Below are 21115 nucleotides of genomic sequence, written 5' to 3' on the forward strand. Positions count from 1 at the left end.
CCCGTGCGTTCTCAGCCGTCTTCCTTTAAGAAGTCGGCTCCCGACGCAAGGGCAACGACCCGAACGACACCGAGGAAACCGAAAAATGCCCGCCTACAGGTCCCGCACCACCACCCATGGACGCAACATGGCCGGCGCGCGCGGCCTGTGGCGCGCCACAGGCATGAAGGACGGCGACTTCGGCAAGCCGATCATCGCCGTGGTCAACTCGTTCACCCAGTTCGTGCCGGGCCACGTCCACCTGAAGGACCTCGGTCAGCTGGTCGCCCGCGAGATCGAGAAGGCCGGCGGCGTCGCCAAGGAATTCAACACCATCGCCGTCGACGACGGCATCGCGATGGGTCACGACGGCATGCTCTATTCGCTGCCGTCGCGCGAGATCATCGCCGACAGCGTCGAGTACATGGTGAACGCCCACTGCGCCGACGCGATGGTGTGCATCTCCAACTGCGACAAGATCACCCCCGGCATGCTGATGGCGGCGCTGCGCCTCAACATCCCCGCCGTCTTCGTCTCCGGCGGCCCGATGGAGGCCGGCAAGATCGTCTTCCGCGGCAAGGAGAAGGCCCTCGACCTCGTCGACGCCATGGTCGCCGCCGCCGATTCCACCGTCACCGACGAGGAAGTGCAGGCGATCGAGCGCTCCGCCTGCCCGACCTGCGGCTCGTGCTCCGGCATGTTCACGGCGAACTCGATGAACTGCCTCACCGAGGCGCTCGGCCTGGCGCTGCCCGGCAACGGCACGGTGGTCGCCACCCACGCCGACCGCAAGCGCCTGTTCGTCGAGGCCGGCCACCTGATCGTCGACCTCGCCCGCCGCCACTACGAGCAGGACGACTATTCCGTGCTGCCGCGCTCGATCGCGAGCTTTCCCGCCTTCGAGAACGCCATCACCCTCGACATCGCCATGGGCGGCTCCACCAACACGGTGCTGCATCTGCTCGCCGCCGCCCACGAGGGCGAGGTGCCGTTCACGATGGCCGACATCGACCGGCTGTCGCGGCGGGTGCCGGTGCTCTGCAAGGTCGCGCCGTCGGTGCCGGACGTCCACATCGAGGACGTCCACCGTGCCGGCGGCATCATGGGCATCTTGGGAGAGCTCGACCGCGCCGGCCTGATCAACGCCGACGTGCCGACCGTGCACGCCGAAACGATGGCGGACGCGCTCGCCCGCTGGGACCTGAAGCGCACCAGCAGCGAGACGGTCGAGACCTTCTTCCGCGCCTCGCCGGGCGGCATCCCGACCCAGGTGGCGTTCAGCCAGGACCGCCGCTACCGCGATCTCGACACCGATCGCGAGACCGGCGTCATCCGCAGCGCCGAGCACGCCTTCTCCAAGGACGGCGGCTTGGCAGTCCTCTACGGCAACCTCGCCGAGGACGGCTGCATCGTGAAGACGGCCGGCGTCGACGCCTCGATCCTGAAGTTCACCGGCCCGGCGTGCATCTTCGAGAGCCAGGACGCGGCGGTCGAAGGCATCCTCGGCGACCAGATCAAAGCCGGCGACGTCGTGCTGATCCGCTACGAGGGCCCGCGCGGCGGCCCGGGCATGCAGGAGATGCTCTATCCGACGAGCTACCTGAAGTCGAAGGGCCTCGGGAAGGCCTGCGCCCTCGTCACCGACGGCCGCTTCTCCGGCGGCACCTCGGGCCTCTCCATCGGCCACGTCTCGCCGGAGGCCGAGGAAGGCGGGCTGATCGGCCTCGTCGAGGAGGGCGACACCATCGAGATCGACATCCCGAACCGGATCATCCGGGTCGATGTGCCGGACGAGGTCTTCGCCGCCCGCCGCGCCGCGATGGAGGCGAAGGGCAAGGACGCCTGGAAGCCCGCCGCCCCCCGTCCCCGCAAGGTGACGACGGCGCTGCGCGCCTACGCGGCGTTCGCCACCAGCGCCGCCCGCGGCGCGGTGCGCGACGTCGACGCCCGCCGCTGAGGGTCAGCCGGCGGCCTCGGCCGCCGGCAATGCGCGCGAGGGTGAAGCGCCGATGACGTCGTCCCCCTTCGCGTCGCCCGAGGACGTCGCCGCGCGGCTCGCTAGCGTCGGCTATCTCGCTGACGAGGACCTCGCGACCGCGATCTTCCTCGCCTTCGCCCTTGGCCGTCCGCTGCTGCTGGAAGGCGCGCCGGGTGTCGGCAAGACGGAGGTCGCCCGCGCCCTCGCGGCGGCGCTCGGCCGGCAGCCGGTGCGGCTGCAGTGCTACGAGGGCCTCGATGCCGCCGCCGCCCTCTACGAGTGGAACCATGCCCGCCAGCTCGTCGCCGCCCGCGGCGGCGAGGGCGAGCTCTACTCCGACGAATTCCTCATCGAGAGGCCGTTGCTGAAGGCCGTGCGCGACCCCGGCGGGGTGGTGCTGCTGGTCGACGAGATCGACCGCGCCGACGACGCCTTCGAGGCGCTGCTCTTGGAATTCCTCTCCGACTTCCAGATCTCGATCCCCGAGCGCGGCACGGTGGCGGCCGCCCATCCGGTGCCGGTGGTGCTCACCTCCAACCGCACCCGCGAGCTCCACGACGCGCTGCGCCGGCGCTGCCTCTACCACTTCATCGGCTACCCCGACGCCACCCGCGAGGCGGCGATCCTGCGGCTGCGCCATCCCGGTCTCGCCGAGGCGGCGGCGGAGCGGCTGGTCGCGGCGGTGGCGGCGGTGCGGACGCTGCCGATCGGCAAGCGGCCGGGCATCTCCGAGACGATCGACTGGGCGGCCGGCGCCGCGGCGCTCGCCGCCGGTGGTGTCGCCTGGCCGGAGGCGCTCCGGCGCTCCCTCGGCCTCCTCGTCAAGGACGAGGAGGACCTCGAGACGCTTTCCCGCGCCGACATCCTGCGGGAGCTCGCCTGACGGTGCCGGGGGAACGGTCACCGTCGGACGGTCACCGGCGGACCGTGCACGGCGGGCCGCTACCGACGGCCATCGCCGAGCGGCGGCTCGTTGAGTTTCCTCAACAATTGCGGCGGGCCGGGGTGGCGGTGGACGCCGCTGCCAGCGCCGATTTCCTCACCGCCCTCGCCGGCTGGCCACCTGCGAAACTTCAGGATTTCCAACGTCTTGCGCGTCTGACGCTGGTGCGGCGGCCGGAGGATTTTGGCGTTTTCGACGCCGTCTTCGCCGCGCACTTCCTCGGTGCGGCACCGCCGGCACCGAAAGACACGGCTGACGAGGAGGAGATTTCCGAGGACGATCAGTCACTTGGCACCGATGGACCGATGCTCGCCACCGACGGTGCCGGCGGCGGACGGTCGACGTCGCTCGACGAAGGCCGCGGCGGACGGGCCTTTGGCGGGATGCAACCCTCTGAACGGCAACAGCTTCTCGCCTTCTCCCAGACGCTTTCTGAGACCGTTCCGACGGTGGCACTCCGCCGCCGGCAACGGTCGCTCCGCGGCAACCGTCTCGACCTCCGCCGCATCCTCGCCGGAGCCCGCCGCACCGGCGGCGAGGCGGTGCGGCTGTTCTGGTCGGCGCGGCCGGAGCGGCCCCGGCGGCTGCTGGTGCTGGTCGACGTTTCCGGCTCGCTGAAAGATCACTCGCCGCGGCTGCTCAGGATCGCGCGGGCGGCGGTGCGATCGGGCGTGCGCACCGAGGCGTTCACCTTCGCCACCCGGCTCACCCGCGTGACGAAGGCGCTGGCGCGGCGCGATGGCGACGCGGCGCTGTCGGCGCTGGCGGGGATCATCAGTGATGCCGACGGCGGCACGCGCATCGGGGCCTCGCTGACGACGCTCATCGCCGATCCGCGCCACCAGGCGCTGATGCGCGGGGCGGTGGTGGTCGTCGTCTCCGACGGCCTCGAGCGCGGCGACCCGGAGGAGATGCGGCACGGGGTGGAGCGCCTCGCCCGCCTCGCCTTCCGCCTCGTCTGGCTGACGCCGCTTGCCGCGAGCCCCGACTACCGGCCGCAGACGCGGGCGATGCGTGCCGCCGCGCCGCACCTCGACCTCCTCGACGACGCGAGCTCGATCCACGCCTTCACTCGTGCCGCCGCCGCCCTTCCCGCCCTGGCGCGCGCCCCGCGCGGCCGCGCCCTTCGCGCTTCCAGACTGGAGCGACACCCGTGAGCGACCAGCACGCCGAGCCGATCATCGACGCCCACCACCACATCTGGCGCCAGGGCGACCTGCCTTGGCTGCGCGGGCCCGAGGTGCCGCGCATTTTCGGCCCCTACGCGCCGATCCGCCGCGACTATCCGATCGAGGAATACCGCGCCGACCTCGACGGCACCGGCGTCGTCGCCTCCGTCTACGTGCAGACGAACTGGGATCCGGGTACGGCGGAGAAGGAGGTCGCCTGGGTGCAGGAGACGGCCGACCGCACCGGCTGGCCGCACGCCATCGTCGGCTATGCCGACATGCTCACCCCCGACACCGGCGCGGTCTTCGAGGCGCAGGCCAAGTACCCGCTGATGCGCGGGGTGCGCATGCAGCTTCATTGGCACGAGAATCCGCAATACCGCTTCCAGCCGCGGCCCGACCTCTGCGACGACACCGTGCTGCGCGCCAACATGGCGCGCCTCGCCGGCCACGGCTGGAGCTTCGACCTGCAGGTGTTCGCCTCCCAGATGGAGAGCGCCGCGCGGCTGGCCGCCGACTTCCCCGGCGTGACCTTCGTGCTGCAGCACTGCGGCATGCCGGAGGACCGCTCGCCGGCCGGAATCGCCGCCTGGCGGGACGGCATGCAGCGGCTCGCCCAGCAGCCGAACGTGGTGGTGAAGCTGTCGGCGCTCGGCACCTTCGTGCACCGCCTCGACCAGGGCCTGATCGCCGAGGTGGTCGGCGAGACGCACGGGATGTTCGGCGCCGACCGCTGCCTGTTCGGCTCCAACTTCCCGATCGAGAAGCTGTGGACGACCTACCCGGCCCTGATCGCCGCCTACCGTTCGGTGCTGGCGGACTACAGCTCGGCCGACCGCCGGGCGATGCTGCACGACACCGCGAAGCGGGTGTACCGGCTCTGAGGGCCGTCAGTTGGCCGCTTCCGACCGTCCCCCGCCGCATGCTACCCTCGCGCGTGCAGCAAAAAGGGTGGGGCAACACATGGTCGCCCTGAAGATCTCCGTGGACGAGCGGACCGCCATATCCCTCGAAGAGCTGGCGGCGAAGCTCGACCGGCCAGTGTCGGAGGTGGCGGGAGATGCCATCGCCGCCTATGTGGCTGTGCAGTCCGACCATATCGCCGACATCGAGGCCGGGGTGGCCGACGCCGACGCGGGGCACTTCGCCTCGGATACCGATCTTGCGACCGTTATCGGTAAGTATGCGCGCGAGCCAGGGTGAGACTGCGCTGGACACGGCGAGCCCTGCGTCGCCTCGACGAGGTCGGCGCCTACGTCAGCGAGCATAACCCGCCCGCCGCCGCGCGGCTCATCCGGCGGATCGTCGAGCAAACCGAGACGCTGCGTCCGCATCCGCGAAAGGGGCGGCCCGGCCGGGTGCCCGCAACCTTCGAAATGATCGTGACGGGCACGCCATACATCGTCGCCTAACGAATCCTCGGCGAAGAAATCCAGATCCTCACCGTTCTTCACGCCGCGCAGGCTTGGCCGAGTTCGCTTTGACAGGGTTCGATTTCCGCAGTGGTCGGCTCCGCCCGCCTCAGCCCCTCCGGCCCCGGTGGGTGGTGAGAAGGGTGCGCAGGCGGGCGACGTCGTCGGGCAAGGTGAGGGCGGCCTCGGCGCGCACGAGCGCCCGCCGCGACTGCTCGAGCGCCGCCGCCGTCATCGCGTCGTCGCCCATGCTCGCGAGCGCGATCAGGGCTTTCTGCAGGCGCATCTGCACCTCGATGATGCCGGCGCCGTCGCGGGCGATCGGCGCGAAGACGTCGTCGAGCAGGTCGGCGACGGCGAGCGGGGGCACGTGGACGCGCGGGCAGGCGATGTCCTCGTCCGGGCCGGACCTTACGCCGAGGTTCGCCTCGTCGTCGGCGCCGACGGTGCCTTCCGGGTGCGGCTCGCCGCGGTGCGCCCACGGCTGCAGCAGCCGCACGGCGCGGCCGATGACGTCGATGGCGGTGCCGGGATCGTTGACCGCTGGCGACAACGCCCGCGAGGCGATCTCGGCGAGGACGGCGAGGCCGAAGCGGGGGTCCTGCTCGAAGGAGCGTTCCGCATCGACGACGAACGCTTCGCGCACGGCCGCCCCGAAATCGCCAGCGCCGTCGCCGTCGACCGCGTCTCCGACCAGCCAGGCGAGCGGCTTGCCGTCGTGGACGAAAGCGCCGGGCGGTGCCGCGAGATAGACGGTGAAGTCGTGTTCCTCGGCGAGCGCCGAGAGGCCGCCGATATCGACGTGCTGCACGTAGCCGACGGTCTCCGATTCGACAGCGACGGCGCCGTCGGGCGGCACTAGCGGCGAGGCGAGCCATGGCCGGCCGCCGAGGCATGGGGTCTCTATTCGGCCTGCAAGGGCCGCTGCCGTCGCCTTCTCGACGCGGTCGGTGGTCTCGCCGACGCGGCCGAGGCGCGACAGGTGGTCGATCCAGCGCAGCAGCGCGACGACGATGACGACGATCACGCCGAGCACGACGACGAACAGCACGACGCGCCCGCGGTCGCCATAGACGCCGGTGGAGAGCGCGATGATGCCGACGAGACTGAACAGGAAGGTGCCGAGGAAGGTCGCCAGCACGTTCTGCGTCGTGACGTCCTGCATGACGAGCCGGGTGGCGCGCGGCGTGACGTTGGAGGTCGCGGCGCTGTAGGCTGCCACCATCACCGTCAGCGAGAAGGTGGTGACCGCGAGCATGCTCGAGGCGAGGATGTTGAGGATGCTGTCGACCGCGTCGGCGCCGATCTTGCCCGGCAGCTCCCACGGGATGAAGCGCTCGGCGACGATCGCGAGCAAGGCGGTGGCCACGCCGAGCACGGCGAAGAAGCCGGCGCGCACCCACAGGCGCCGGCCGAGTCGCAGCGCCATGAAGCGCCATTTCGAGATCATCGACGATCGCCCCCCTGCGTCCGGGCGGAAGCGCCTGCCGATCGGTTGGGCACCGGTCGATCGGACGTTGCTTCCGAGCCCGAAGCTCGCCTCTCACCGCGTCGCCCGGAACGGTCCGATGCGACCGGGCGAACCCCTGCACAACACGGGATCGCCGCTGGCGTTCCAACCGGCCGCCCCACCGCCCCCGGCCGCGCGCCGGGCCGCGTCCGCCTAGCGGAGGATGCGCCCCTTGGCCAGCCGGCGCCACGGCGAGATTCCGCGCTACCGGCTCTATGGCGAGACGGACGAGGAGCGCGAGGTCGGCTTCCTGCACGTCGAGACGATCCGGGCGCGGGCCTCCCTGCACGACTGGACGATCCGCCCGCACCGCCACCGCGACCTCCACCAGGTGATGGCGGTGGCGGCGGGCGGCGGCGTCATGGACCTCGAGGGCCGTCGGCTGACGCTCACCGCGCCGATGCTGATCTCGACCCCGCCGGTGGTGGTGCACGGCTTCGCCTTCGAGCCCGGCACCGAGGGCTGGGTGGTGACGCTGTCGGCCGAGGGGCTCGCAGCGGCGCTCGCCGCCTTCGGCGACCCCGGCCTCGCCGGCGCGGCGAGCCACGCCGCCCAGGTGGCGCTCTGCGGCGAGGAGGCGGCCGAGACGCTGGCGGCCTTCGCCGCCATCGAGCGCGAGGTGCGCTTTCCGCGCGCCGGCAGCCGGGCGGCGATCCTGGCGCGGGTATCGCTGGCGCTGGTCGCCGTCGCCCGCGCCGTCGAGGCCGGGCCGCACGGCGGCAGCGACGCAGCCGGGGCGGCCGGCGCCGTGGGCACCGACCTCGCGAATGCCGATGCCGCGCTGTTCGATCGCTATCGGCGGCTGGTCGAGGAACGCTTCCGCACGCAGCCGCGCATCGGCGCGCTGGCGTCAGAACTGGCGCTGAGCGAGGGCCGCCTCAACGCCGTCTGCCGCCGCGTCGCCGGCCGCTCCGCCCAGGAGGTGCTGCACGCCCGCGTGCTGCTCGAGGCGAAGCGCAGCCTCGTCTACACCTCGATGACGGTGGCCGAGGTCGCCTATTCGCTCGGCTTCACCGACCCGGCCTACTTCTCCCGCTTCTTCGCCCGCCGGGCGGGGGTGTCGCCGGCGGCGTACCGGGCGGCGGGGGAACGGTGAGGGGGTGGTTGCGTCCTCCCCCTGCCAGGGGGGAGGACAGCCGCGCCGCAGGCGCGGCAGGGGGGGGCCTGTCAATCCCAACGCGAACCTGAATTCGGATTCACAGGCCCCACCCTGACCGCTTCGCGGTCTGTCCCTCCCCCTGGCAGGGGAGGGACAGGTGCGCCTCATCCGCCTCGCCGCCCCGCCTCGCCGCCCCGCCTCGCCGCGGCCTTGGTGGCGGACTGCCACCCCTCCCCCCGCTTCCCCTCCCCGCGATCCCGTGTATCATCCGCCCTGCCTTGGGGTGCCGCGCACGCGGCTGAGATCACACCCATCGAACCTGATCCGGGTCGTACCGGCGAAGGGAACGGCGATGTGCCGCGGCCGGAGCTTCCGGTGACGCGGCCGCCCTCCCCGCCCCCGGACGCGAGGAGGAGACACGAGGATGACGACGCTTTCCGTTTCGCCCGGCGAGGCCCTCGCGCAGATGCGCGCGGCACGGCCGCTCGTTCACAACATCACCAACTACGTGGTGATGGGCTGGACGGCGAATGTGCTGCTCGCCGCCGGCGCGGCGCCGGCGATGATCCACGCCGAGGAGGAGGCGGGCGAGTTCGCGGCGATCGCGAGCGCCCTCGTCATCAACATCGGCACGATCTCGCAGCCGTGGCTGAACGGTATGCTCGCCGCCACCAGCGCGGCCAACGCCGTCGGCAAGCCGTGGATCCTCGATCCCGTGGGCGGCGGCGCCACTGCGTTCCGTCGCGAGGCGGTGGCTACGCTGCTCCTGGAACGGCCGGCGGTCGTGCGCGGCAACGCCTCGGAGATCCTGGCGGCCGCAGGGAGCGCGGCGACCGGGCGCGGCGTCGATGCCGCCGACGAGGCGGACGCCGCAGTGGAGGCCTGCGGGCGGCTTGCCGTGCGCTCGGGGGCGGCGGTGGTCGCCTCCGGCGCGGTCGACGTGGTCTCCGACGGCACCCGGCTCGTCCGCATCGCCAACGGCACGCCGATGCTCGCCGGCGTCACGGGCACGGGCTGTGCCGCCACCGCGCTGATCGGCGCCTTCCTCGGTGCCGGTTTGCCGGCCTTCGAGGCGGCGACCGCCGGCATGGTGCTGCTCGGCGTCGCCGGCGAGATCGCTGCCGATGGCGCGAGCGGCCCCGGCAGCTTCGCCGTGCGGTTGCTGGATACGCTCGCCGCCGTCACGCCGGCGGACCTCGAGGCGCGGGCGCGGGTGAGTTGAACCCGCGCGTGGCGCCAAAGTCCGGCGATTCCGGTTGGTAGGACCACGCCGGCGCGCTTAGAGTAGGCCCCGTATCCGGACGTTCATGCGCGGGTGTCGCCACCCGCGTGACCGGATGCATCGAGGAAGCAGGCCGCGACCCCCATCGCCACGGCCTGCCGGGGGCCACGGCCATGACGCTCGCGGGCGCCATCTCGACTGTGTCTGGCGTCCTCGGCGGCACTGCGCGCCGGGCGATCACCGCCGCCGCGCTGCTGCTCGCGCTCGCCGCCTGCGAGGAGGCGACGCCCCCGGCGCAGACGGCGGCGAGCAGCGAGGCGGCAAGCGACGCGGCGATGGTCGTGCCGCGCGTCGCCCTCGTCATGAAGACGCTGACCAATCCGTTCTTCCTGAAGATGGAGCAGGGGGCGCGGCGGGCGGCGGACGAGTTCGGGGCCGAGCTGCTCGTGCGCACCGGCGCCCAGGAGACCTCGATCGAGCAGCAGGTGGCGATCGTCGACGAGCTCGTCGCCGACAACGTCTCCGCGATCGTCATCGCCCCGGGCGATTCGGTGCGGCTGATCCCGGCGGTGAAACGCGCCCGCGAGGCCGGCATCCCCGTCGTCAACATCGACAACCGCCTCGACCCCGACTTCCTCGCCCGCTCCGGCCTCGTCGACGTGCCGTTCGTCAGCGTCGACAACGAGGCCGGCGCCCTGCTCGCCACCCGCCGCCTGGTGGCGGACGCGGCCGCCTCGCCGGACCGGCCACCGGCCGCCTTCGTGCTCGAGGGCATCCGCGGCGCCGACAATGCCGAGGCGCGGCGGCGGGGCGCCGTGCGCGGCTTCGAGGAGGCGGGCGTGCCCATCGCCGCCTCTGAAAGCGCGAACTGGAAGATCGACGAGGCCTACGACGTCACCAAGCGGGTGATGACAGCCCACCCGGAGATCACGCTCGTCTTCGCCGCCAACGACATGATGGCGCTCGGCGCCAGCCGCTACCTGCGCGACGCGGGCCGCTTCGACGTGCGCGTCGCCGGCTTCGACGCCCTGGATGAGGCGCGCCAGGCGATCGCTACCGGCGAGCTGCAGGCGACGGTGGATCAGCAGGCCGACCTGCAGGGCCACACCGGCGTCGCCTACGCCCTCAGCCTGCTGCGCGGCGAGAGCGTGCCGGCGGTGACGATGATCGACGTCATCGTCGTCGATGCGGAGACCATCAACGCGGCACCGACGCCGACCGGGGGGCCATGAGCCAGGATCCGGTCCAGGACCCGGCCGCCCATCCGGTGAGAGTTCAGGCGGGAGACCCGGCCCGCGACCGCGCATCCGGCTCGGGACAGGACCCGGCGCCCTCGTCCGAACCGACCGCGGCTTCCGGCTCCGCAATGGCGGGACCCGAGGGGGCGGCGCCGCGGCGGCGGCGGCACGCGAGCCTGCTCGTCAAGTTCGTCGCCTACATCGCCGTTCTCGGCGTGCTGCCGCTGCTGGTGCTCGGGCTGACCTCGTTCGAGGTGTCGCAGACCGTGGTGGACCGGCTGGCGGCACGCTATTCGGTGGCGCTGCTCGAGGCGGAGCGGGACTATCTCGACCTGCAGCTCGAACAGGTGGAATCGCTGATCGGCAGCATCGTCAGCGTCGACGACATCGTCGACGCGGTGTCGCAGGAGCGCATCGAGACCGACGCCTACACCCGCCTCGCGACGCAGGCGAAGGTCGGCTACATCCTCAGCAACTACCTCTACATCCGCGGGCTCGTGTCGATCGACGTGCTCGCCGCCAACGGCACCTACTACCACGTTGGCGGCACCCTCGATTCCGCCCCGCCCGACAGCGACCGCCGCGGCGAGATCCTGTCGGCTCTCGCGAGCGCGGGCGAGCGGACGCACTGGTTCGGCATCGTCGAGAACCTCAACCCGCGCTCGCCCGACAGGCTGGTGATCACCGCCGGCCGCGGCATCTGGCGCACCGACCGCGAGACGGTGACACGGCGGGCGGTCGCCTCGGTGCTGGTCAACTTCGACGTCGACGCGCTCTACCGGCAGTTCGTGGTGTCGAGCCTCGGGGTCGGCTCGCATCTGATGGTTGTCGATGGCAGCCGGCGCATCGTCTACCACCCGCACGCCGAGCGCATCGGCACGACGGTGCCGGAGGACCTCATCGCCGCCCTCGCCGATCCGCCGGCGGCCACCGAGATGACGATCGACGGCGTCGAGACGCTGGTGACGGCGGTGCGCTCGAACCAGACCGGCTGGTGGGTGCTGGCGCTGGTGCCGCAGCGGACGATCCGGGCGGAGACGGCCGGCATTGCGCTCGCCACCTCGGTGGCGCTGCTGATCTGCCTCGCCTTCGTCGCCGCCGTCGGGTTCGCGCTGTCGCAGACGGTGGTGACGCCGCTGAAGCAGCTGACCGAGCGCTTCAAGCGCTTCCAGGCGGGCGATCCGGCGGCGCTGCGGCCGGTGCCGGTGAACGGCCAGGACGAGATCGCCGAGCTGTCCCGCTGGTTCAACACCTTCGTGCAGACGGCCGACGAGCGCCGGCGGGCGGACCGGGCGCTCCGCGACAGCGAGGAGCGCTATGCCCTGGCGATCCGCGGCGCCAACGATTCCCTGTGGGACTGGGACCTGAAGACCAACCGGCTCTATCTGTCGCCGCGGTGGAAGACGATGCTCGGCTACCGCGAGGAGGACGTGCGGGACGCGCCGTCGATCTGGTTCGACCGCATGCACCCCGGCGACCGCGCCGCCGTGCTCGGCGCGCTGGAGGACCACCTCGCCGGCCGCTCGCCGCATTTCGAGATCGAGCACCGCCTGCTCGCCTCCGACGGCACCTATCTGTGGATGCTGGTGCGCGGCCTCGCCGTCCGCGACGAGCACGGCGTGCCCTACCGCATGGCCGGCTCGCACTCCGACGTCACCGCCCGCAAGCGTGCCGAGGCGAAGCTGCGCCACGACGCCCTGCACGACGTCGTCACCGGGCTCGCCAACCGGCGGGCGCTGTTCGACCAGGTGGAGGAGGCACTCGCGGCGGCACGCGAGACGGGCCGGTCGGTCGGGCTCCTGATGTTCGACCTCGACCACTTCAAGGACATCAACGACACCCTCGGCCACGAGACGGGAGACCAATTGCTCGCCGCGGTGGCGCAGGTGGCGAGCGAGATCGTTGGGGAGAGCGACCGCGTGGCGCGGCTCGGCGGCGACGAGTTCGCCGTGCTGTGTCCGACGATCCCGGAACCGGATGCGCTCGCCGGTATCGCCGGGCGCATCGTCGAGCGGCTGCGGTTGCCGCTCGCCGTCGGCGAGCGGCGCTTCTCCATCACGGTGAGCGTCGGCGTTTCCGTCTCGGGACCGGCGACGACATCGGATGACCTCGTGCGCGAGGCCGATCTCGCCCTCTACGAGGCGAAACGCACCGGCCGCAACCGCGTCTGCTTCTTCGACGAGGAACTGGAGCGGCAGGCGCATGACAGGCTGGCGATCGAGACGCTGCTGCGCACCGAGCCGGCCGAGACGGCGCTGTTCCTCTTGTTCCAGCCGCAGGTCGATGCCGCCACGGGCGCCATCCGGCGCTTCGAGGCGCTCGCCCGCTGGCGCTGTGCCGACGGCTCGGTGCTGCGGCCGGACCACTTCGTGCCCGCCGCCGAGCGATCCGGGCTGATCCAGGAGATGACGCGGCTCATCGTCCGCCGCGCCCTGGAGGCGGTGGCGGCGATCGACGCCGCCGGCGGCAGCGACATCGGCATGTCGATCAACCTGTCGGCGATCGACCTCGAGCACACCGACTTCGCCGACGAGATCACGGCGATGCTTGCCGAACATGCCGTCGATCCGCCGCGCATCGAGTTCGAGATCACCGAGGGGGTGCTGCTGCGATCGTCCCCGGCGGTGATGGAGAACATCCGACGGCTCGGCGCCATCGGCTGCCGCTTCGCCCTCGACGACTTCGGCACCGGCTTCTCCTCGCTCGCCTACCTCCGGCAGTTCCCGATCCACACCATCAAGATCGACAAGTCGTTCGTCGACGGTATCGGCAGCGACCGCGGCGACGAGGAACTGGCGCGGGTCGTCATCACGCTCGGCGGCACGATGTCGAAGCTCGTCGTCGCCGAGGGGGTGGAGACGCAGGCGCAGGCCGACTTCCTCACCGCCGAGGGCTGCGACCTCCTGCAGGGCTATTTGTTCGCCCGGCCGATGCCGCTCGCCGAGGCGGCCGACACCATCCGGACCCGCCGCCGCGCCTGAGTGCCGCGGCCGCTTGCGGGTGTGTCGATAGTGGGAGTAGCGTCCGACGTTGCGCCGCACAATCGGCGTCGAGGCCCATGTCCACCCATGAGTAGCGCCAAGCCGGCCGTCGCCGGAGCCACGGCCGAGCCGTCCGGCGAGACCACCCCTGTGGCCGGCGGCAACCTCCTCGCCCTGACGCTGGGCAGCGTCGGCGTCGTCTACGGCGACATTGGGACGAGCCCTCTCTACGCCTTCCGCGAGGCGCTCGCCGCCGCCGACCAGGACGGCACGATTTCGCGCGTCGAGGTCTACGGCGTGCTGTCCCTGATCCTGTGGGCGCTCGTGCTGATCGTCACGGTCAAGTACGTGCTGATCCTGCTGCGCGCCGACAACCGCGGCGAGGGTGGCACGCTGGCGCTGATGGCGCTCGCCCGCACCGCCTTCGGGCGCGGCGCCGGCGTCATGCTGGCGCTCGGCATCGCCGGGGCGGCGTTGTTCTACGGCGACGCGATCATCACGCCGGCGATCTCGGTGCTGTCGGCGGTCGAGGGCCTGAAGCTCGTCGAGCCGCGCTTCGAGCCGTTCGTGCTGCCGATCACGCTCGCCATCATCGCCGGGCTGTTTCTCGTGCAGAACCGCGGCACCGGCCGCGTCGCCGCCTTCTTCGGGCCGATCACGGCGGTCTGGTTCTTTGCGATGGGGGCGGCGGGAGCCGTCCACATCCTCGACGACCCCGGCGTGCTGAACGCGCTCAATCCCTGGTATGGCGCGCTGTTCATGGCCGAGCACGGGCAGGCCGGGCTGATTGCCCTCGGCGCCGTCTTCCTCGCCGTGACGGGCGCCGAGGCGCTTTATGCCGACCTCGGCCACTTCGGACGGCGACCGATCCGCCTCGCCTGGTTCGTGCTGGTGCTGCCGGCGCTCGCCCTCAACTATCTCGGGCAGGGGGCGCTGGTGCTGTCGCAGCCGGAGGCGGCGGAGAACCCGTTCTTCCTGCTCTTCCCCGGCTGGGCGCTGGTGCCGATGGTGCTGCTCGCCACCGCCGCCACCGTCATCGCCAGCCAGGCGGTGATCACCGGAGCGTTCTCGCTGAGCCGGCAGGCGGTACAGCTCGGGCTGCTGCCGCGGCTCACCATCCGCCATACCTCGGCCGAGCACGCCGGCCAGATCTATGTGCCGCAGGTGAACCTGCTGCTGTTCCTCGGCGTCGTGCTGCTGGTCGGCATGTTCGGCACCTCGGCGGCGCTGGCGTCGGCCTATGGCATCGCCGTCACCGGCACCATGGTGGTGACGGTGCTGATGGCCTTCGTCGTCGTCTGGAAGGTGTGGCGGTGGCCGCTCGGGGCGGCAGTCGCGGTCATCCTGCCGTTCCTCGTCATCGACGTCACCTTTCTTGCCGCCAACCTGCTGAAGGTCCACCACGGCGGCTGGGTGCCGCTGCTCGTCGCGGGCCTTATCGTGCTGTTGATGCTGACGTGGCGGCGAGGCTCGCGCCTGCTGATCGAGAAGACACGGCGGAGCGAGGTGCCGCTCACCGACCTCATCGCCAGCCTCGAGAAGCGCCACCCGCACCGCGTCCCCGGCACGGCGGTTTTCCTGACCAGCGACCCGCTGTCGGCGCCGTCGTCGCTGATGCACAACCTCAAGCACAACAAGGTGCTGCACGAGCACAACGTCATCCTGACGATCCTGTCGAGCGACGCGCCGCGCGTGCCGGAGGCGGAGCGCATCACCATCGAGAGGCTGTCGGAGCACTTCAGCAAGGTGACCATGCAGTTCGGCTTCGTCGAGGAACCGAACGTGCCGCAGGCCCTGCAGATCTGCCGGCGGCTCGGCTGGAAGTTCGAGATCCTGAAGACCTCGTTCTTCCTCTCCCGCCGCTCGATCCGGCCGGCAGCGAAATCCGCCATGCCGCTGTGGCAGGACCGCATCTTCATCGTGCTCGCCCGCAACGCCAGCGACGCCACCGACTATTTCCAGATCCCGACAGACCGGGTGGTGGAGATCGGCATGCAGGTGAGCGTCTGACGGTGAGTGTCTGAAGGTGAGCGTCTGACGGCAGGCATCCGAGGCGCCTCCCCTCGACGGGCGGGGGGCGGGCGGCGCACACTGGCGGGAGAGACTGCGCCGGAGCCTTCCATGCCGACCACCGACGTGCCGACCAATCCCGCCGAATGCATCGCCTGGCTCAGACGCCTGAACATCGACGAGGTCGAGTGCATCGTCCCCGACATGAACGGGATGATGCGCGGCAAGATCGTGCCGCGAGAGGACTTCATCCGCGCCTTCTCGAGCACCGGGCTGCGGCTGCCCGAGCACGTGCTGATCCAGGGGGTGACGGGTGATTCCGTCTACGACACCAAGGTCGCCGCCGAGATCGACCAGGACATCCGCGCCGTGCCGGATGTGGGCACCATCCGCATCGTGCCCTGGTACGGGCTGCCGACGGCGCAGGTGATCTGCGACTGCGCCTTCACCGACGGCACGCCCGTCGACTATGCGCCGCGCTCGGTGCTGCGCGCCGTGCTCGACGCCTACAAGGCGCGGGGCCTGAAACCCATCATCGCCCCGGAGATCGAGTTCTATCTCGTCGCCAAGTCGACCGACCACGACCTGCCGCTGGCCGCCCCGCCCGGCCAGTCCGGCCGCGCCGAGAGCGGCCGCCAGGCCTACGGCATCGAGGCGGCGAACGAGTTCGACCCGGTGGTGGAGGCGATCTATTCCTTCGCCGAGGCCTCGCGCATCGAGATCGGCACGATGGCGCACGAGAGCGGGCCGGCGCAGCTCGAGATGAACTTCCGCCACGGCGACCCGATGGAACTCGCCGACCAGGCCTTCCTGTTCAAGCGGACGGCGCGGCAGGCGGCGATGCGGCACGGCATGTTCGCCACCTTCATGGCGCAGCCGCACGTCAACGAGCCGGGCTCGGCGATGCATATCCACCAGTCGGTGGTGCGCACCTCCGACGGCGGCAACATCTTCGTCGAGCCCGACGCCTCCGACTCGGCCGCGCTGCTGCACTACGTCTCCGGTCTGCAGCGCCACGTGCCGACGGCGATGCCGCTGTTCTGCCCGAACGTGAATTCCTACCGCCGCATCCGTCTGGAATCGGATGCGCCGATCAACGTCCACTGGGGCCGTGACAACCGCACCTGCGGCCTGCGGGTGCCGGACGCGCCGCCGGAGGCGCGCCGCATCGAGAACCGCGTCGTCGGCGCCGACGCCAACCCCTATCTCGCCACCGCTGCCACCCTCGCCTGCGGGCTGATCGGGCTCGAGGAAGCGCAGGAGCCGGCGCCGATCGTGACGATCGACGCGCACACGCTGCCGTTCGCGCTGCCGCGCCACCTGCACGACGCGCTGTCGCTGTTCGAGGCGGCCGAGCCGCTCCGGCGCGTGCTCGGCGGCCGCTTCGTCGACGCCTTCACCGAGGTGAAGCGCTTCGAGTGGCAGCTCTACAACCGCGTCATCTCGAGCTGGGAGCGGGAATACCTGCTGCTCAACGTCTGACGCCGTCTTACTCCCTGTCCCAAATATCGCAGACGAGGGCGGACCACGCCCCATCGCACGAGGACACGCCCATGGACACGCCGAAGCTGACGCTCTTCCACTACGATCGCTCCACCGCCGCGCAGCGCGTGCGCCTCGCCCTCGACGAGAAGCAGATCCCCTGGGAGAGCGTCATCGTCGACACCGCCCGCGGCGACGTCGGCAACCTGCCGCCGAACTATCACGCGCTGAACCCGAAGGGCCTGGTGCCGACGATCATCCACGACGGCGTGGCGATCCCGGAGTCGCTCGTCATCCTCGAATATCTCGAGGACGTCTTCCAGGAGCGGCCGCTCCGGCCCGCCTCGCCGGTGGAGCGGGCGCGGGCGCGCATCTGGATGCGCAAGATCGACGAGAGCGTGCACGTCGCGAGCCGCACGGTCGGCGTCTGCATCGTCAACCGCTTCATCTACAAGGAGAAGGAGAAGGACAAGCTCTCCGAATACTACGCCACCATGAAGGACGGCGTGCGCAAGAAGAACGACCAGACCAACATCGAGTCCGGCCTCGATTCACCGCTGCTGCCGGGTTCGATCGCCACCTTCCGCAAGCTGTTCGAGGAGATGGACGAGACGCTAGGGAAGACCGAGCACCTCGCCGGCGACGGCTACTCGATGGCCGACGTGGCGCTCGTCGTCTACGTGCGCCGGCTCGAGTCGTTCATGATGGCGCCGCTGTGGGCGCACCTCGGCAACCTCGACCGCTGGTACCGGCAGATCGCCGCGCGGCCGGCCTACCAGTCGGCCGTCGTCAGCTGGGGCGACGTGACGGAGGAGAAGCGGGTCCGGCACGGCACCGAGGCGTTCCCGCGGGTGGCCGAGCTCTGGCACGCGGCGGGCGGGGCGAAGGCAGCGGCATAAGGGCCGCCGCCTTCTGAACGCCGGCCCGTCAGAGCTCCACCGTCGCCCGCTCCACAGGCGGCGGGGCGGCGGCCTTATGGTGGCCGTGCTTGCCGACGTCGTCGAGGCTGATGCCGGTGGTCTCGATGCGGAACCACCAGGTGACGGCGGCGCCGAGCAACGACATCGCCACGAGGCCGTAGAGCAGCGCCTGCTGGCCGATCGCCGACAGCAGGATCGGGAAGCCGAAGGCGGTGAGGACCGCGCCGATCTTGGCGAAGGCGGCGGCGAAGCCCGCGCCCTTGCCGCGGATGGCGGTCGGGAAGACCTCGCCGGCGAGCAGGTAGGTCTGCGCGTTCGGGCCGAGGTTGGTCATGAAGTTGAACAGCATGAAGCCGATGAAGATCAGCGCCGTCGCCATCGACCCGTCGTAGTAGGCGGAGAAGGAGGCGATCAGGAGCCCGGCGGCGCAACCGATGAAGCCGAGAATCTGCAGGGGGATGCGGCCGACCCGGTCGGCGAGCAGCACGGCGAAGATGATGCCGACGATGAGCAGCACGTCGATCATCGCAGCCCCTTCGGCGGCGGCGACGTCGTTCTGGATGATCTCGGCGACGTTGCGGGCGTTGCCGCTGTCGTGGCCCAGCGTCGCGGCGAGGATCGTCGGGGTGAAGATGCCGATGCCGTAGGTGGAGAGGTCCTGCAGGAACCACGGCACCGAGGCGAGGATGGTGGCGCGGCGGTTCCTCGAAGTGAACAGGGCCATCCAGCCGCTGTCCTCCGCCTCCGCGGCCGTGTGCGGATGGGGGGCGGCGAGCACGACCTTCTTCGGATAGGCGGGCTTGCGCTGCAGCAGGCGGGCGGTCTCGCGCTCGGCCTCGTGGCGGCGGCCGCGGGCGAACAGCCAGGGCGCGCTCTCGGTGACGAAGAAGCGGCCGACGAGCACGATCGCGCCGGGGATGATGGCGGAGGCGTACATCCACCGCCAGGCGGTGACGTCGGGGTCGAGGGTGAGGACGACGTAGCCGACGGCGGTTCCGACGAGCGCGCCGACCGCCTGGAAGGCGAAGGCGCCGAGCACCAGGCGGCCGCGGGCAGTGGTCGGGATGCTCTCGGAGATGATGAGGTGGGCCGTCGGATAGTCGCAGCCGAGCGCCAGGCCGATGCCGAACAGGAAGACGACGAGCCAAGCGTAGCTCGGTGCCAGCGAGAGCAGCACCAGGAAGATGATGAACAGCACCATCTCGACGATGAACATCAGCTTGCGGCCGAACTGGTCGGCGAGGCCGCCGAGCAGCAGCGCCCCGACGAGGATGCCGGCGAGCGAGGCGGCCCCGACGACGCCGTGCTCCACCGCGCCGAGGCCGAACTCGTTGGCGATCAGCGGCATCGCCACGCCGGTCATGAAGACAACGAGGCCCTCGAAGAACTTGCCGGCGGCGGCGAGCCCCCAGATGCGCCACTGCATCGCCGTCATCGGCGTCACCGGCACGGGGGTGCCGTCGGGCCAGTTCGGACGCTCGTCGATGTAGTGCTGCACGGTCCTGCCGGTGGCGTGCTCGTGGCTTCCGTGGCCGGACGGCTGCTGCTGCATGGAAGACCCCCGCATCGACCGGCGCACCGCCGGCGTGTCGGCCGGCACCTTGATGGCGTTGCATGAAAGGCGCGTGACGGTGCGAGCCGGCTAAGGATAAGGCGCGGCACTGCCGTCGTCCCGCCGTGCCTGCCGCTCCAGTCTTTCCCGGCTCAGCGTGCGCCGCGATTGACCGCGTGCGGGGCGGCCGTGCTACGCATCGGGCGCGGCCCGCAAGCGGCCGGGGGAAAACTTTCGACGAGGACCATGATGGCCGGCAACCTGACCTTCGAGCGCCTTTGCGAACTCGTCGACGACAAGACGATCGACACCGTCGTCACCGCCTTCGTCGACATGCAGGGACGCCTCGCCGGCAAGCGGATGTCGGCCCGCTACTTCGTCCAGGGCGCGCACGAAGAGACGCACGCCTGCAACTACCTGCTCGCCACCGACATCGACAACGAGATGGTGCAGGGCTACGCCGGCACGAGCTGGGCGGCGGGCTATGGCGACTTCGTGCTGAAGCCGGACATGTCGACGCTCTGCCTGACGCCATGGCTGCCGGGGACGGCGCTGGTGCTCTGCGACGTCAACGACCACCACGGCGACCCGATCCCCTATTCGCCGCGCGCCATGCTGAAGAAGCAGACGGCCAAGCTCGCGGAGCGCGGCTGGACGGCGGCGCTCGCCTCCGAGCTCGAGTTCTACATCTTCAAGGACAGCTACGCCGAGGCCGCCAAGAAGGGCTACAAGAAGCTCGAGACCTCCGGCTACTACATCGAGGACTACGCGATCCTGCAGACGACCCGCGAGGAGCCGCTCTTGCGCGCCTTCCGCAACGGGCTCGAGGGCGCCGGCATCCCGGTGGAGAACTCCAAGGGCGAGTGGGGCCCGGGCCAGTCCGAGATCAACGTGCGCTATGGTGAGGCCGTCGAGATGGCCGACCGCCACTCGATCCTGAAGAACGCCATGAAGGAGATCGCCGACCAGCATGGCGCCTCGATCACCTTCATGGCGAAGTACGACTACAACGTCGCCGGCAACTCGGCGCACGTCCACGCGAGCCTGTGGGACAAGGCGTCCGGCAAGCCGCTGTTCCATGATCCGGACGGCGAGCACGGCATGTCGGAGATGTGCCGGCAGTTCCTCGCCGGCCAGCTTCACCACGCGCGCGCCATAACCTATTTCCTCGCCCCCTACATCAACTCCTACAAGCGCTTCCAGGTCGGCACCTTCGCGCCGACGAAGGCGGTGTGGAGCATCGATAATCGCACGGCCGGCTTCCGGCTCTGCGGCCACGGCAAGGCGCTGCGCGTCGAGTGCCGGATGCCGGGCGGCGACATCAACCCTTACCTGACGTTCGCGGCGCTGCTCGCCGCCGGGCTCGACGGCATCGACAAGAAGATGGAGCTCGAGCCGATGCAGTCGGGCGACAACTACGGCAAGTCCGGCGTGCGCGAGATCCCGAAGACGCTGCGCGAGGCGATCGGCGAGCTCGAGAAGTCCGACATGCTGCGGGAAGCGTTCGGCGACGACGTCATCGAGCACTACCTGCACACGGCGCGCTGGGAGCAGTTCGAGTACGACCGTCGCGTCACCGACTGGGAGCTGTGGCGCGGCTTCGAGCGCACCTGAGGCGGG

Annotated in this window: 16 protein-coding genes and 1 riboswitch; of the genes, 14 read left to right on the top strand and 2 right to left on the bottom strand. The window is 70.8% G+C overall.

What is annotated here, in order from left to right; genetic code table 11:
- The first annotated feature begins 85 nt into the window (after positions 1-85).
- From ilvD to RUR49_RS12750, 6 genes are all read left to right on the top strand, one after another.
- On the top strand, positions 86-1936 hold the full coding sequence (gene ilvD, locus RUR49_RS12725; RefSeq protein WP_409146753.1) for a dihydroxy-acid dehydratase: 1851 nt from the start codon (positions 86-88) through the stop codon (positions 1934-1936).
- Positions 1937-1988: 52 nt separating this feature from the next.
- Positions 1989-2840, top strand: coding sequence for an AAA family ATPase (locus RUR49_RS12730; RefSeq protein ID WP_409146754.1), 852 nt, complete (start codon positions 1989-1991; stop codon positions 2838-2840).
- Positions 2841-2962: 122 nt separating this feature from the next.
- The gene (locus tag RUR49_RS12735) at positions 2963-4057 is read left to right on the top strand and encodes a vWA domain-containing protein (RefSeq protein WP_409146755.1); all 1095 of its coding nucleotides are present in this window, start codon (positions 2963-2965) and stop codon (positions 4055-4057) included.
- Positions 4054-4953: an amidohydrolase family protein gene (locus RUR49_RS12740; RefSeq protein ID WP_409146756.1), complete on the top strand. Its 900-nt coding sequence runs from the start codon at positions 4054-4056 to the stop codon at positions 4951-4953. The genes RUR49_RS12735 and RUR49_RS12740 overlap by 4 nt, the downstream gene beginning before the upstream one ends.
- Before the next feature lie 79 nt (positions 4954-5032).
- Positions 5033-5272, top strand: a complete 240-nt coding sequence (locus RUR49_RS12745) for a CopG family ribbon-helix-helix protein (RefSeq protein ID WP_409146757.1) — start codon at positions 5033-5035, stop codon at positions 5270-5272.
- Positions 5269-5481: a type II toxin-antitoxin system RelE/ParE family toxin gene (locus RUR49_RS12750; RefSeq protein WP_409146758.1), complete on the top strand. Its 213-nt coding sequence runs from the start codon at positions 5269-5271 to the stop codon at positions 5479-5481. The genes RUR49_RS12745 and RUR49_RS12750 overlap by 4 nt, the downstream gene beginning before the upstream one ends.
- A gap of 109 nt (positions 5482-5590) precedes the next feature.
- Here RUR49_RS12750 and RUR49_RS12755 read toward each other — a convergent pair whose 3' ends face one another.
- Positions 5591-6931 (bottom strand): DUF2254 domain-containing protein, encoded by a 1341-nt coding sequence (locus RUR49_RS12755; RefSeq protein WP_409146759.1) that lies wholly within the window; start codon positions 6929-6931, stop codon positions 5591-5593.
- A gap of 232 nt (positions 6932-7163) precedes the next feature.
- Between RUR49_RS12755 and RUR49_RS12760 the strand changes: the two genes are divergently transcribed.
- The 7 genes from RUR49_RS12760 (at position 7164) to RUR49_RS12790 (ending at position 17922) form a co-directional block, all read left to right on the top strand.
- Complete coding sequence (locus RUR49_RS12760) at positions 7164-8087, top strand: helix-turn-helix domain-containing protein (protein ID WP_409146760.1); 924 nt, start codon at positions 7164-7166, stop codon at positions 8085-8087.
- 272 nt (positions 8088-8359) lie between these two features.
- A riboswitch (TPP riboswitch) is annotated at positions 8360-8454 on the top strand.
- 60 nt (positions 8455-8514) lie between these two features.
- On the top strand, positions 8515-9312 hold the full coding sequence (gene thiM / locus RUR49_RS12765) for a hydroxyethylthiazole kinase (RefSeq protein ID WP_409146761.1): 798 nt from the start codon (positions 8515-8517) through the stop codon (positions 9310-9312).
- 173 nt (positions 9313-9485) lie between these two features.
- Complete coding sequence (locus tag RUR49_RS12770; protein ID WP_409146762.1) at positions 9486-10544, top strand: substrate-binding domain-containing protein; 1059 nt, start codon at positions 9486-9488, stop codon at positions 10542-10544.
- 134 nt (positions 10545-10678) lie between these two features.
- Positions 10679-13531: an EAL domain-containing protein gene (locus RUR49_RS12775; RefSeq protein WP_409146763.1), complete on the top strand. Its 2853-nt coding sequence runs from the start codon at positions 10679-10681 to the stop codon at positions 13529-13531.
- A gap of 87 nt (positions 13532-13618) precedes the next feature.
- Positions 13619-15541: a potassium transporter Kup gene (locus RUR49_RS12780; RefSeq protein WP_409146764.1), complete on the top strand. Its 1923-nt coding sequence runs from the start codon at positions 13619-13621 to the stop codon at positions 15539-15541.
- A gap of 111 nt (positions 15542-15652) precedes the next feature.
- Entirely contained in the window at positions 15653-17023 is a 1371-nt protein-coding gene (locus RUR49_RS12785; protein ID WP_409146765.1) for a glutamine synthetase family protein, read from the top strand.
- Between the two features lie 71 nt (positions 17024-17094).
- The gene (locus RUR49_RS12790) at positions 17095-17922 is read left to right on the top strand and encodes a glutathione S-transferase family protein (RefSeq protein WP_409146766.1); all 828 of its coding nucleotides are present in this window, start codon (positions 17095-17097) and stop codon (positions 17920-17922) included.
- Between the two features lie 28 nt (positions 17923-17950).
- Here RUR49_RS12790 and RUR49_RS12795 read toward each other — a convergent pair whose 3' ends face one another.
- Positions 17951-19495, bottom strand: coding sequence for an MFS transporter (locus tag RUR49_RS12795; RefSeq protein ID WP_409146767.1), 1545 nt, complete (start codon positions 19493-19495; stop codon positions 17951-17953).
- Positions 19496-19744: 249 nt separating this feature from the next.
- Between RUR49_RS12795 and RUR49_RS12800 the strand changes: the two genes are divergently transcribed.
- On the top strand, positions 19745-21109 hold the full coding sequence (locus tag RUR49_RS12800) for a glutamine synthetase family protein (RefSeq protein ID WP_409147137.1): 1365 nt from the start codon (positions 19745-19747) through the stop codon (positions 21107-21109).
- Positions 21110-21115 lie beyond the last annotated feature (6 nt).

The sequence above is a fragment of the Pseudoxanthobacter sp. M-2 genome (genome assembly GCF_046156265.1).
Classification (GTDB): Bacteria; Pseudomonadota; Alphaproteobacteria; order Rhizobiales; family Segnochrobactraceae; genus CAMDHY01.

Coding starts and splice junctions, on each gene's coding strand:
- RUR49_RS12780 (WP_409146764.1), top strand. CDS start 13,619: ATGAGTAGCGCCAAGCCGGCCGTCGCCGGAGCCACGGCCGAGCCGTCC.
- RUR49_RS12800 (WP_409147137.1), top strand. CDS start 19,745: ATGGCCGGCAACCTGACCTTCGAGCGCCTTTGCGAACTCGTCGACGAC.
- RUR49_RS12775 (WP_409146763.1), top strand. CDS start 10,679: ATGGCGGGACCCGAGGGGGCGGCGCCGCGGCGGCGGCGGCACGCGAGC.
- RUR49_RS12770 (WP_409146762.1), top strand. CDS start 9,486: ATGACGCTCGCGGGCGCCATCTCGACTGTGTCTGGCGTCCTCGGCGGC.
- RUR49_RS12730 (WP_409146754.1), top strand. CDS start 1,989: ATGACGTCGTCCCCCTTCGCGTCGCCCGAGGACGTCGCCGCGCGGCTC.
- RUR49_RS12790 (WP_409146766.1), top strand. CDS start 17,095: ATGGACACGCCGAAGCTGACGCTCTTCCACTACGATCGCTCCACCGCC.
- ilvD (WP_409146753.1), top strand. CDS start 86: ATGCCCGCCTACAGGTCCCGCACCACCACCCATGGACGCAACATGGCC.
- RUR49_RS12745 (WP_409146757.1), top strand. CDS start 5,033: ATGGTCGCCCTGAAGATCTCCGTGGACGAGCGGACCGCCATATCCCTC.
- RUR49_RS12755 (WP_409146759.1), bottom strand. CDS start 6,931: ATGATCTCGAAATGGCGCTTCATGGCGCTGCGACTCGGCCGGCGCCTG.
- thiM (WP_409146761.1), top strand. CDS start 8,515: ATGACGACGCTTTCCGTTTCGCCCGGCGAGGCCCTCGCGCAGATGCGC.
- RUR49_RS12795 (WP_409146767.1), bottom strand. CDS start 19,495: ATGCAGCAGCAGCCGTCCGGCCACGGAAGCCACGAGCACGCCACCGGC.
- RUR49_RS12785 (WP_409146765.1), top strand. CDS start 15,653: ATGCCGACCACCGACGTGCCGACCAATCCCGCCGAATGCATCGCCTGG.